11 protein-coding genes are annotated in these 11,781 nt (G+C 70.0%); 7 read left to right on the top strand and 4 right to left on the bottom strand.

The window, feature by feature from the left end:
• Positions 1–30 precede the first annotated feature (30 nt).
• The 4 genes from ACIRHA_RS02210 to ACIRHA_RS02225 all read right to left on the bottom strand — a co-directional run bounded on the left by ACIRHA_RS02210 (position 31) and on the right by ACIRHA_RS02225 (position 4,786).
• Positions 31–1,251 (bottom strand): FAD-dependent monooxygenase, encoded by a 1,221-nt coding sequence (locus ACIRHA_RS02210; RefSeq protein ID WP_403838892.1) that lies wholly within the window; start codon positions 1,249–1,251, stop codon positions 31–33.
• Entirely contained in the window at positions 1,248–2,645 is a 1,398-nt protein-coding gene (locus tag ACIRHA_RS02215) for an MFS transporter (protein ID WP_403838894.1), read from the bottom strand. Before ACIRHA_RS02215 ends, ACIRHA_RS02210 begins: the two co-directional genes overlap by 4 nt.
• A 75-nt stretch (positions 2,646–2,720) precedes the next feature.
• On the bottom strand, positions 2,721–3,941 hold the full coding sequence (locus ACIRHA_RS02220; protein WP_403838896.1) for an acyltransferase: 1,221 nt from the start codon (positions 3,939–3,941) through the stop codon (positions 2,721–2,723).
• A complete protein-coding gene (locus ACIRHA_RS02225; protein ID WP_403838898.1) occupies positions 3,938–4,786 on the bottom strand; it encodes an alpha/beta hydrolase in 849 nt (282 codons plus the stop codon). The genes ACIRHA_RS02220 and ACIRHA_RS02225 overlap by 4 nt, the downstream gene beginning before the upstream one ends.
• 495 nt (positions 4,787–5,281) lie before the next feature.
• Here ACIRHA_RS02225 and ACIRHA_RS02230 point away from each other — a divergent pair, with 495 nt between their 5' ends.
• The 7 genes from ACIRHA_RS02230 to ACIRHA_RS02260 all read left to right on the top strand — a co-directional run bounded on the left by ACIRHA_RS02230 (position 5,282) and on the right by ACIRHA_RS02260 (position 11,665).
• Positions 5,282–6,679 (top strand): MFS transporter, encoded by a 1,398-nt coding sequence (locus tag ACIRHA_RS02230; RefSeq protein ID WP_403838900.1) that lies wholly within the window; start codon positions 5,282–5,284, stop codon positions 6,677–6,679.
• 836 nt (positions 6,680–7,515) lie between these two features.
• Complete coding sequence (locus tag ACIRHA_RS02235; RefSeq protein WP_403838902.1) at positions 7,516–7,746, top strand: hypothetical protein; 231 nt, start codon at positions 7,516–7,518, stop codon at positions 7,744–7,746.
• Entirely contained in the window at positions 7,743–8,657 is a 915-nt protein-coding gene (locus tag ACIRHA_RS02240) for a sigma-70 family RNA polymerase sigma factor (protein WP_403838904.1), read from the top strand. The genes ACIRHA_RS02235 and ACIRHA_RS02240 overlap by 4 nt, the downstream gene beginning before the upstream one ends.
• The gene (locus ACIRHA_RS02245; RefSeq protein ID WP_403838905.1) at positions 8,654–9,412 is read left to right on the top strand and encodes a hypothetical protein; all 759 of its coding nucleotides are present in this window, start codon (positions 8,654–8,656) and stop codon (positions 9,410–9,412) included. Before ACIRHA_RS02240 ends, ACIRHA_RS02245 begins: the two co-directional genes overlap by 4 nt.
• A gap of 98 nt (positions 9,413–9,510) precedes the next feature.
• Positions 9,511–9,813, top strand: a complete 303-nt coding sequence (locus ACIRHA_RS02250; protein ID WP_403838907.1) for a hypothetical protein — start codon at positions 9,511–9,513, stop codon at positions 9,811–9,813.
• Positions 9,814–9,900: 87 nt separating this feature from the next.
• On the top strand, positions 9,901–10,542 hold the full coding sequence (locus ACIRHA_RS02255; RefSeq protein ID WP_403838909.1) for a DoxX family protein: 642 nt from the start codon (positions 9,901–9,903) through the stop codon (positions 10,540–10,542).
• Between the two features lie 91 nt (positions 10,543–10,633).
• The gene (locus ACIRHA_RS02260; protein ID WP_403842055.1) at positions 10,634–11,665 is read left to right on the top strand and encodes a PHP domain-containing protein; all 1,032 of its coding nucleotides are present in this window, start codon (positions 10,634–10,636) and stop codon (positions 11,663–11,665) included.
• Positions 11,666–11,781: the final 116 nt, after the last annotated feature.

Raw genomic sequence — 11,781 nt, forward strand, 5'->3', positions numbered from 1 at the left:
GCGGCCAGTTGGTGTCGTTGGACCAGTGGCTCACACCGTGGGCCTCGATTCGGGCAGAGTGAGGGCCGAATGGGCCGGTCGTCTCTCCGGGGTCGGCATGGTGGTGAGACTGCGCAGTCTGTCGTTGCGCTGCTCCAGGGCCTGGGGTGTGGTCGGGAAGAGTGTGGCGCCCCCCTTGCCGACCAGCGCCTGGTTCATGGTCACGAACTCGCGGGTGTGGTGCTCGTAGGCGTCGAAGCCCGTGGTGTGGTCGTTGTCCGCCAGGGAGTGGGCGAGCATGTACGCGCCCACCAGCGCGAGGCTGGTGCCCTGTCCGGTGAGGAAAGAGGGCGCGTACGCGGCGTCGCCGAGGAGGGCGACCCTGCCGCTGGACCAGCGGGGCAGGTGGATCTGGCCGACCGTGTCGAAGAACACATCGTCCGCGTCGCGCATGGCGGCCAGCATGTCCGGGACGTGCCATCCGGCGTCGGCGAACACCTTGGCGACCAGGCCGCGTTGGGCCATCGGGTTCCTGGAGACGTCGAACGGTGGGGTCGACCGGGCGAAGTTCAGGAAGGCGTGCACCTCGTCGTCGTCCCCCGCGGCGTACAGTGCCGCGGCTCTGCCCGGGGCGTTCCACATCACGGTCTCGTGGGAGAGCCCGAAGGTGTTGCGCATGGGAAACACGGCGAAGCAGTAGCCGAGGTACCGCTGGAACTGTTCCTCAGGGCCAAAGAGCAACTCCCGTGTACGCGAATGCATCCCGTCCGCGCCGAACACCATGTCGAACGTGCGCCTGCCGCCCCCGTGGAACGTGACGTCGACTCCGTGGTCCGACTGGTCGAGGGTGGCGATGGAGTCGTTGAACATGAACTCCACGTCGTCCCGGACCGCTGTGTAGAGGGCGTCGGTCAGATCCCCGCGCCGCACCTCCAGGTCATGCCCCGCGACACCACCGGTGACGTGGTGCGGGTGGACCGAGGCCACCTGGGTGCCGTCTCCTTCGAGGAAGGTCAGGCGGCGCAAGTCGATGTGAGCGTCGCGCAGTTGCGGCAGGATGCCCATCCTGCGGACGACCTCAAGTGCGGTGCCGCGCACGTCGATGGGGAAACCGCCGCTTCGAAGCGCGGCCGCCTTCTCCACCACCGTGACGGAGTAGCCGTGGCGGTTCAGCCAGAACGCGAGGGCGGGGCCCGCGATGCTGGCCCCGGAGACGAGGGCCGTGCGCCTCGGTGCGCCTCGTGTGCCGGTCGGCTCTTCAGTGCGTGTCATTCCTTGGCTCCTTTGCTCATGGTGCGTGTGACGAAGAGGGACAGCGCTGTGACGGCACCGGCGATGACGAAACCGGTGACGAAGGCCGATTCGGCCGGCACATCCGACCCGGACGGGGTCTGGGCGGTGAGGAGCGCACCTGCGAACTGCGCACCGACGGCGAAGCCGATCACGCGGGTCACCAGGACCAGGCTGGTGGCGATGCCGGTGTCACCTTGATCGACGGAAGTGGCGGTGCTTGTCACCATCGCCGTGACGCACAGCCCGTTGGCCAGGGCGATCAGGGCCTTGCCGACGACGAGGTGCCAGATGTCCGTGTGGACGGCCGACAGGGCGAACAACGCGGCGGCCATCATGACGACTCCGGCAGTGACCACCACACGCGAGCCGCATCGCCGCGCACCGATCCCACCGATCGGCCCCGCCAGCGAGGCGAGCACGGCGCCGGGCAACAGGAAGAGGCCGATCTCGGTGGCACTGGCCCCGCATCCGTAGGCGTCGGTGGGTACCGCGAACAGCTGCGGCACGAGATAGACCGCCATCGAGGTGCCTACGCAGATCACGAACGTCAGCACGCACGACTTCCACACCGCGGGCCGGGACAGCATGCGCAGATCCACCATCGGTGAGAGCGCTCGGCGCTCCACCGCCGTCCATCCGGTCACCAGCCCGGCCAGGACCACGAGGAGGGCGCCGAGCACGAGTGGCTGCGAGCCGATGTCGGGCGCCGTCGCGAGGACGAGCATCAGCGTGACCAGCGTCCCGCTCAGGAGAAGAAGGCCGGGCCAGTCGATCCCGGCATCGTCCGACCGTCCCGGTGGATCATGTGGCATCAGTCGGTTCACCAGCAGGGTGGACCCCATGACCGCGATCGTCGGCAGCGCGAACATCCAGTGCCGGGACAGGCCTTCGGCCACAGGGCCGGCCACCAGCGTTCCCGCCATCCCGCCACCGACGAACAGACCGCTGACCACCCCGATGGCCACCTTCGACTCTCCCGCCGGGAGGTGCTTGCGCACCACGATGAACGACAGGGGCAGCGCGCCCACCATGGCGCCCTGCAGTACCTGGCCGAGCAGCAGTACGGGCAGGTTCGGTGCCAGGGCGGACACCAGGCCACCGGCCGAGACGACGGCCATGAGCCGCGTGAGGACCCGCTTCCCGCCGAAGCGGTCCCCGAACTTGCCCGCAACGGGTGTGATGAGCGCGCCGGTGATGAGGAGCACGATGCTGAGGAGTGCTCCTTCGGAGGGACTCATGTCCAACTCGCGTTGCAGGAGCGGGAGCGTCGGTGTCACCACCGACTCCAGGGCGCCGGTGGCGACCGCCAGCAGGCCGAGGGCCCCGACTGCGGTCCTCCCGATGGGGACCGGTGGCGCCAGGGTCGTGGTCATGAGCGTCCCTTCGTTCATTGCCGGGTGCAGAGGTCTATGGGCGGGGCCGATGCGGATGTGGTGCGGAGCCCTCGTTCACGCCGCCAGCGCGAAGTAGCCGAATCCCGCCGCCAGTAGGCTCGCCGCCGCCCGACGGACCACGCCCGCGTGGCTCCATGGGGCCTCCAACGGCCGGGCGAACCTGGCGATCGCCACGAGCAGCCCCGCGAAGAGGGGCATCCAGGCCAGCCGGGCCAGGACCCATCCGACCGTGTCCGGTGCGGTGGTCAGGCCGGGTATCCCGCCGATGTAGGAAGCGGGGACCGCGGCGGCGAGCATTGCCGTCTGGTGCCAGCACAGGATCGTCATCGCCGACAGGTTGATGACCACCACCGGGGCCCACAGGGCCGGGCGCTTCAGCAAGCGCGCCAGCTTGTCGCGCAGCAGGATCGCCGCGCCGGACTGGGCGGCCGCGAGTGCGAGGACGAGCAGGGACGGCGGATGGGAGTTGGTGCGGGCCTCACCGGGCACGCCCACCATCGACGCCGGGTAGTGGAAGGCGAGCAGCAGGGTGGCGAACAGCGCCGTACCGCCCGCGAGCAGCAGCCATGCCTCGCGGCGTCCGAGCCGCTTGTCCGCCCAGGAGACACCCAGTTGGTAGGCGAACATCCAGCCCGGGAGGAGGTTCAGCAGACTCAGCCAGGACGGCATGGAGTCCCCGAAGGGCCCGTAGCGCAGGAAGTCGACGACGGCGACCGAGCCGAGCAGTGGGGCCGCGGCCCAGAAGCCCAGGCGTTTGGAGGCGCGGACGCAGTACGGCGTGAGCGCAGTGATCACCGCGTAGATGCCGACGAACCACAGGGGTTGGACGACCAGGGTCGACGCGGTGTGCAGCGTGGAGGTGGGGACGCCGAAGCCGTAATGCAGGACTGGAAGCAGCAGCGCGCACACGGCCGTGGCACCGAGGACCGGACGGCCCAGGCGCTTGAGACGGCCGGTGATCCACTGGCGGGCGGAGCCCTTGCGGCGCTGGTAGGAGAGGAACGAGGCGTAGCCGCCGACCAGGAAGAAGATGCCCAGCATCTGGAGGATCCAGCTGGCCGGGGCCAGTCCGCCGAACGAGGTGAGCGGGCTGGCGTTGTGCAGGCCGCCGCCGGCGTCGAGGGTGAAGCCGCCGAGCAGCCAGTGGCCGGTCGGAACGGCCAGCAGCGCCAGTGCGCGCAGGCCGTCGATGGCTCGGTCGCGGTGCGCGGGCGTCCGCCCGTCGATCTTGGCGGTGAGATTCGTCAGCTTCGTGGGGATCTTCAGGGGTTTCATCGGAGCTCTCCGTCGGCTATCGCCGCGAACGCGGTCAGGGTGGAGGTGCCGGGGGCGAAGTACTCGTCGTGCGCCGGTACGTCGTCGGCGGGCAGGGCCGTCGCCCCGAAGCCGGGCGAGGTGGGGTCCGCGCCGTGGCTGAGGCCCAGGACCTCGACATTGGGGACGCGGTCGATCCAGTCGTGCGCGGACTTCGCCGCCCAGACATGGGCGTCGGTCCGGAGTGCGGTGACGTCATCGGCGCGCATGCCGGGCGAGCCCATGACGACGATGTCGCTCGCGTCGGTGTCGGGGGCGGCGAGGCCGCAGACTACCGAGCCGTAGCTGTGGCAGAAGAGGGCCGGGTCGGGGAGCCCGGTCGCGTCGAGCCCCTCGGTGAGACGGGGCAGGCGCTCGGCGCCGGAATCGGCGAGGCGGCCCGTCGCCTGGTCAAGGCCCACGCCGGACGGGGTCGTGTAGCCGGCCCAGGCGATGACGGCCGTGTCGTCGCCCGCCTTCGCCTGGAGGTCGGCGGCCCGCTGTGCCGTCCGGTCGAACCTCGATGCGTCGACATCCGAACCCGGGACGATCACCGCTACGTGGGTGGCGTGCTCCAGGTCGCCCGCGACCAGACGTTGCCGCTGAGCGTCGGTGAGACCGGCGAAAAAGGCCGCCACCTCGGACGGGGTGGCCGTGGCCGGGTCCGGCAGCTGTCGGCCCAGTGTGTCGTCGGCCAGCCAGGCGGCCGTGCCCTGAACCGGCCCGTTCGGCGCGCTCACGCTGCCCGCCGAGGCCCAGCCGGCCGTGCCGCCGACCACCAGAGTGGCCAGTACAGCGGTGGTCAGCAATGTCCTGAAGCGGCGCATCCACCCGTCTCCTTCTGTCTCGTCCGTGGTGACGAGGAGAAGGTAGGTAGGCGGTATGCGCCGGGGCGTCACACTGGGGAGCCAAGTCGGCAGTGATACCCCGGTAGGGGGTGGAGCCCTCTGGGAGCCCTCTGGTAGGGGGGGCGGGCGTCTCGTGACCGAGGCCGAGGCCGAGACCGTGGGCGAGGCCAACGGACCCCACCACTCGCGCAGTTGAGTGAACCGGGGGCCGGCAAGAGCCCGGCCGAGTGGGCGAAGCCGGGATGGAGTCGCACGGCGTGGACCACGCCATGTAGCCCCCGAACCCACTACGAAGCCCCGCGGTGTAGTGGGCCGACACATGGATGGAAGGGCGCGGCGACCCTAAGTTTCCGGCCGTGAGGCGTACACGACCAGACGCGCTCGCCCGCTCCCGCCGCTCAGCCCGGCACGTGAAACCGTCCCCGTCCGCCGTCCCGATCGCCAAGTCCCCGGCAAGTGAAACTGGTGACCTTCATGAATGACACCCAGACCGCAGGAAAGGCCGAGCCGGCCCGTTCCGGCGGCATCGGCCGCATCGTGGCCGCGAGCCTCATCGGCACCACCATCGAGTGGTACGACTTCTTTCTCTACGGCTCGGCCGCGGCGCTGGTGTTCAACACGCTGTTCTTCCCCAACAGCGATCCGCTCGTCGGCACCCTGATCGCCTTCGTCACCTACGCGATCGGGTTCGCCGCCAGGCCGCTGGGCGGAGTGGTGTTCGGCCATTTCGGCGACAAGATCGGGCGCAAGAAGCTTCTGGTGATCAGCCTGCTCATGATGGGCGGCGCCACCTTCGCGATGGGCCTGCTGCCCACCTACGCGTCGATAGGTGTCGGCGCACCCGTGCTGCTCACACTCCTGCGCCTCATCCAGGGCTTCGCCCTGGGCGGCGAGTGGGGCGGCGCGGTGCTCCTCGTCTCCGAGCACGGCGGGGACAAACACCGCGGCTTCTGGGCCTCCTGGCCGCAGTCCGGCGCCCCCGGAGGCAACCTGCTCGCCACGGGTGTCCTGGCACTGCTGGCCGCGGTCCAGTCGGAAGAGGCGTTCCAGTCCTGGGGCTGGCGCATCCCCTTCCTCCTCTCCGGTGTGCTGGTGATGATCGGCCTGTGGATCCGTGTCTCGGTCAGCGAGTCCCCGGTGTTCCTGGAGGCCCAGGCCAGGGCGGAGGCCGCGGCGGCGCAGGGCGTCGAGGAGAAGCCGCCGGTCGTGGAGGTCTTCCGCAAGAACTGGCGTGGTGTCATCGGAGCCATCGGGACCCGCTTCGGCGAGAACATCTCGTACTACGTCCTCACCTCCTTCGTACTGGTCTACGTCACCACGCATCTGGAACTCTCCAAGAGCACCGCCCTGAACGCCGTCCTCATCGGCTCCGCCATCCACTTCGTCACCATCCCGCTGTGGGGCGCGCTGTCGGACCGGATCGGCCGCAGGCCCGTGACCCTGATCGGGTCCGTCGGCATGGCGGGGTGGGCGTTCGCCTTCTTCGGACTCGTGGACTCGAAGTCGTTCGGGGTGATCACTCTCGCCGTCACCGTGGGCCTGGTGCTGCACGGCGCGATGTACGGGCCGCAGGCCGCGTTCATCTCGGAGATGTTCGACACCAAGGTCCGCTACTCCGGGGCCTCGATGGGCTCCCAGCTCGCCTCGATCATCGCCGGCGCGCTCGCCCCGATCATCGCCGTCGAACTCCTGAAGGACTTCGACTCCTCCACGCCGATCGCCATGTACGTGTCCGCTGCGGCAGTGGTCACGACGATCACGGTGGCGATCCTGAAGGAGACCCGAGGGCGCGACCTGAGCGAGGTCAGGACCGGGGGCTCGGCAGCGGTGCCTGATGCGTCGGCGGCTACGGCGGGCAGGGCGAGCCAGTAGCCGCCGACGGGCGATTGTCGGTGGGTGGATTTCAGAGCGGGGGCAAAGCGGGGGCAACCGTCAGCCGTCGGCTTCATGGACCTTGCCCCCGCTCGACACCACCCCGAGCGAACGCCGGTTGGATGGGTGACGTCGAACTGGGTTGACCGGCTGTGTTGTTGAGGCGAAGCGGGGGTTCCTGTGTCGTCCCCGCAGCCCATGTACCGCACGAGGAACTCACCTGGCCGGCAGTTCCTGGCGTACCGGGCTGCCGGGGTCCAGAACCAACGCCTCCACATGGCAGTTCGGCCTGGAGAAGGACGGCCGTGGAGGAGTGAGCCGGCCACCTGATTCGGCTACCGTCGGCCATGTCTCGTGTGAGGCCGTCCTGCTCCCGCCCGGCTCGTATGCGGAGTCAGGCGGGAGCGGTGCGCTCGCCCCCTGGTAGTTCCGGCACGGGAGCGGGCCCTTCCGGATGGAAGGCCGACACCGAGGTGTCTGCTCTCCATTGACGGGGGTCCGGGACGCGAATGCAAGGAGAACAGGGAACAATTCACCGCTCTGGTTACCGACTGATCATGCGTCAAGTACGGAGCAGTCAGGTGCGAGCGGTCTGTGACCGAGTTTGAAGCCTGCTCTGCGCACGGCGGCCCAGGATGTTCCCGTCGCTCGGCATTGTTCCGTGAATCCATTATCGCGTGACGGATCAACTCCCGTACGAGTAAACCTGGTTCACCTTCCCGGTGGACGGACTCGGCATCCGTTCGACCGGGACCCTGCCAGCTTCCGGATGGGCTGGCAGTCCGGTGGAGCGCGACTGCTCGCCGGAGGCCGAACACCCAGGAAGGACCCTGCCAGTGAACCGGAACATCGGGATCGTCATCGCTGCAACAGCGTTGACGATCCTCGTCTCGAGCATGGCGATGATCGTCGCGGGCCAGGCCGCGGCGATCGCGACACTGCTCGCTCCCGCGCTCGCCGTGGCCGTCCAGCAAATCCTTCACGCCGTACGCCGGCCTGCCGCCCCCGCGGCCGACGCGCCCGAGACGCGGCCCGTCCCCAAGTGCGGGGAGGGCAAGACCTCGTGACCGCCCACCCGCCCATGGATCCCGAGGAGTCTCCCGGAGCCCGGCAGGCACGACTCGGACGACCCCTGCGCGACATAGTCCAGGACTGCGACACCGGCCATCGCGCCTGGCTGGAGCCGACCCGTGAGGCCTATCTGAACTCGACGCTGACCATGAGCGTGCTCAGCTCGCGACTCCACATGGCCAAGTCGAAGATCAGCGAACTCTTCAGCGGACGTCTCTACCCCCGCTGGGACCAGCTCGCACCCTTGGCACTCCAGCTCTCGATCCCGACCGGACCGCTGTACCGGCTGTGGCGGCAGGCAGCCCCGGAGATCCGTCTGAAGACCACCACCCCCTGGCGCGAGGAGAACACGACCGAACCCGATACGCAGCCCCTGCCACCGTTGGACCACTCGGCGTTCCGCGACCTGACCGAGACGCAATACGACTTCTACGCCGGTGTCTTCCTGCCGGACGCCGAGCGGAGGGCCGCGATCCACGACACCTACGACCAGCTGTGGCTGACCTGGACGAAGGCCCTGTCCAGCGCCGACATCCGGCGGTACGCCTGGAGCGTGCTGCGTACCACCGTGATGCGGCGCACCCCCCACTTCGACGGGCGCCCCCGCTTCGAGCACTCCGCCTTCGACACTCTCGTCCTGCGGGAGCTGAACGGACTGGACCACGCGCAGCAGGCCGCGGACCAACTCGTCGAAACCCAGGACCTGTTCCGCGCCATGAGCCGACTGCCCGACTCCCAACTCGACGTGATGGTGCTGCGCGCGCTGGGAGGCCTGAGCGAGGAAGCCGTCAGCAGCCTGCTGGGCGTTCCGCTGGCCGGCGTCCGCTCCGACGAGCGCTACGCGATTCAGGTCCTCGCCAGCATCCTGTGCTGTCCGCCGCACTCCTCGGAAGGGAACCCCACGTGACCAACCACAAGACCACCATCCAGGCGATCCTGTCCCGTGCTCTGTTGGCCCGCGAGCGCAGGGTGCCGACCGACATCGTCCCCCCGCGCACACCCCGCGCCGCCTCACGGCCGGCCCCCGGTGCACCGGGCGAAGCCCCTGAAGCGGCGGACGAGGCCGGCGGGTACCTGAGGGACATGTGCGAGACCGTCCTGTCCCAGATCACCCCCGCCCAAGTCGACTTCGTCACCGACGACTTGCCCGGACCCCTAGGCGCACTCGCGCTGGCCTGTGTCCTGCAGCTCACCGACACCGACGACGGCGCCCGGTTCTGGTGGCAGTACGCCGCAGGCGCGGGGCAGGGCGCCGCCGCATATTGCCTCTACCTCCACCACTTGGCCTCCGGCGAGGACGAACTCGCCCAGTGGTGGCTCCGCCAGACCAATGACATCGCCGCTCCCGTGATGACCGATGTCTCCCCGGCGCGGACCGACGACGAAGAAGAGCGGGCATCGGCCAACCATTTGCTCCTCGGCGCACCCATCACCACCATGCTCCGTCTCCTGCGCTGCCTGGCGGCCAGCCCCCGCCACCGAAGTCCGGCGGTCTCCCAGCTGATGAACTACCTGCCCACCGCGGTCGGTGTCGGGTACCTGCGCCACGACTTCGAGATCCCGCTGCCCGGCGCCGACTTCGCCAGTCAGGTCGCCGCTCGGCTCCTCCCCGACTCCGACGGCAAACCAGGAAATCGAGGCCTCCTCCATCACTGTGCCTGAGGCCGGGCCCACGAAACTGTGCCTGAGGCCGGGCCCACGACTACGAGTTGGGGGAGCGGTTCGGGTTTGTGATGACCGTGGAGGGCTACCGGGATCCCATGAGTGAACCGAACAAGGGAACGGATCAGCAGAACGAGACGACGAAGCGGGAGACCGCTTCCCGGGCGCGTGACAGCGCCGACAAGGCGACCGCTCCCGTGAGCGACGCCGCCAAGAAGACCGAGGCCAAGGCCGGCCGGCAGGCGGCCGCCGCGGCGACCGGGCAGGTCACCACCGTGGCCCGGACGGCCTGGACCGCCGTGGCCCGCCGGAAGATGCTGGCCATGGGCGTCGGGGCCGGGGTCACCGCCGTCGGCGCCGCTTCGTACGCGGCGGGGCGCCGCGCGGGACGGCGGCCATAGGGCACGGTGCGCCGGGTGCCCCGCGTCGCCCGGACACTTCACCGGGAACCCGGACTGAGTGCGCTGTGTCGGGGAACGCGGCGATGCATGGCTGTACTGAGGAAATGCGCTCGTCCGATGCTCGCCTCCGCGTTCGTGGCCGGCGGGCTGTCCACCGTCCGTGCCCCTGAGCGCGTGGCGCCCGCCGCGGAACCGGTGGCCGTGCCCGTCGCCTCCCGCGTGCCCCGGCTGCCGGAGAATCCCGAGCAACTGGTCCGGATCAACGGCGCCGTGCACATCGGTGCCGGGCTGCTGCTCGCCGCAGGCGTCGTCCCGCGGCTCGCCGCGCTGGCTCTCGCCGGGACGCTCGTGCCGACGACGCTGGCCGGTCACGCCTGGTGGAAGGAGGAGGATCCCGAACAGCGCGCCCAGCAGCGCACCCAGTTCCTGAAGAACCTGTCCCTGATGGGCGGCCTGCTCATCACGGCGGCCGACACCCATGGCAAGCCGTCGGCCGCCTACCGGGCCCGTGGAGCCGCCGCGACCGGACGCTCGTCCGCACGTCGGGCGCGGCGCGACGCGACTCGTACGCTGCGGGGTGCGACCGGCTCGGTGCGTGGTGCGACCCGCGATGCGGCCGGCTCGGTGCGTGGCGCGACCCGCGAGGTGACCGAGAGCGTGCGCGGCGCCGCTGACCAGGTGCGCGCGCTGCCGGCGCAGGCCCAGCAGGTGATCGACAAGCGACTCTGAGGCGCCTCCCGCGCGGCGTTCAACGGATGCCGGTCGCCAGGTCGTACGGCACGCTGGAGACGTACGCGTAGGTGCGTGGCCGGAGGTGGCGATGGAGCCCGTGCGGGCGCTGGAGCGGATCGCGTTCCTGCTGGAACGGGAGGGCGCGCCCACCTACCGGGTGCGCGCCTTCCGTACCGCCGCGGATGTGGTCACCGACCTCGGGGACGCCGAGGTCGCGCGGCACGTCGAGGCCGGATCCCTGGAGTCGCTCAAAGGCATCGGCCCGAAGACCGCCGCGGTGATCCGGCAGGCGGCCACCGGGCAGGTCCCCGACTACCTCACGCACCTGGAGGACGAGCTCGCCCGCACGGTGCCCTTGGAGGGTGACGCGGGCGTACGGCTGCGGTCCTTGTTGCGCGGCGACTGCCATCTGCACTCCGACTGGTCGGACGGCGGCAGCCCGATCGAGGAGATGGGCCGTGCCGCCCAGGACGTCGGTCACGAGTGGGCGGTGCTCACGGACCACTCGCCGCGCCTGACGGTGGCCCGTGGGCTGTCGCCGGAGCGGCTGCGGGAGCAACTGGACGTGGTGGCCGAACTCAACGCGGCCTGGGCGCCGTTCCGCCTGCTCACCGGCATCGAGTGCGACATCCTCGACGACGGGTCGCTCGATCAGGAGCCCGAGCTGCTCGACCGCCTGGATGTGGTTGTCGTGTCGGTGCATTCCAAGCTGCGGATGGACGCCGCCGCGATGACCCGCCGGCTGGTGGCCGCCGTCGGCGACCCGCACGCCGACATCCTCGGCCACTGCACCGGCCGGCTGGTCACCGGCAAGGGGCGCCCCGAGTCGCGGTTCGACGCCGACGAGGTGTTCGCGGCGTGTGCGGCCAACGGCACCGCGGTCGAGATCAACAGTCGGCCCGAGCGGCTCGATCCGCCTCGCCGTCTGCTGCGCAAGGCCGTGGCGGCGGGCACGCTGTTCGCCGTCGACACGGATGCGCATGCGCCCGGGCAGCTCGATTGGCAGCTCTTCGGGTGTGCGCGTGCCGAGGAGTGCGGGGTTCCTGCGGAGCGGGTGGTGACCACGTGGCCGGTGGAGAGGTTGCTTGCCTGGACCGGCGGTGACTCAAGCCCCGCTTGAGGGTTGTGCGGCAGCGGGGTCAAAGATCGGGGCTCCGCCCCGGACCCCGCTGCTCAATCGCCGCAGGGGCTTGATCGGTCGGAACCGTGCGAGCACCCTCACGCTCGCCCACCGGT

Origin of the sequence: Streptomyces sp. NPDC102360 (genome assembly GCF_044766085.1) — a bacterium.
Taxonomy (GTDB): Bacteria; Actinomycetota; Actinomycetes; order Streptomycetales; family Streptomycetaceae; genus Streptomyces.

Excerpts from the sequence above, each read along its gene's own strand:
- ACIRHA_RS02210 (WP_403838892.1), bottom strand. The coding sequence starts at position 1,251 with ATGACACGCACTGAAGAGCCGACCGGCACACGAGGCGCACCGAGGCGC.
- ACIRHA_RS02215 (WP_403838894.1), bottom strand. The coding sequence starts at position 2,645 with ATGACCACGACCCTGGCGCCACCGGTCCCCATCGGGAGGACCGCAGTC.
- ACIRHA_RS02220 (WP_403838896.1), bottom strand. The coding sequence starts at position 3,941 with ATGAAACCCCTGAAGATCCCCACGAAGCTGACGAATCTCACCGCCAAG.
- ACIRHA_RS02225 (WP_403838898.1), bottom strand. The coding sequence starts at position 4,786 with ATGCGCCGCTTCAGGACATTGCTGACCACCGCTGTACTGGCCACTCTG.
- ACIRHA_RS02230 (WP_403838900.1), top strand. The coding sequence starts at position 5,282 with ATGAATGACACCCAGACCGCAGGAAAGGCCGAGCCGGCCCGTTCCGGC.
- ACIRHA_RS02250 (WP_403838907.1), top strand. The coding sequence starts at position 9,511 with ATGAGTGAACCGAACAAGGGAACGGATCAGCAGAACGAGACGACGAAG.
- ACIRHA_RS02255 (WP_403838909.1), top strand. The coding sequence starts at position 9,901 with ATGGCTGTACTGAGGAAATGCGCTCGTCCGATGCTCGCCTCCGCGTTC.
- ACIRHA_RS02260 (WP_403842055.1), top strand. The coding sequence starts at position 10,634 with ATGGAGCCCGTGCGGGCGCTGGAGCGGATCGCGTTCCTGCTGGAACGG.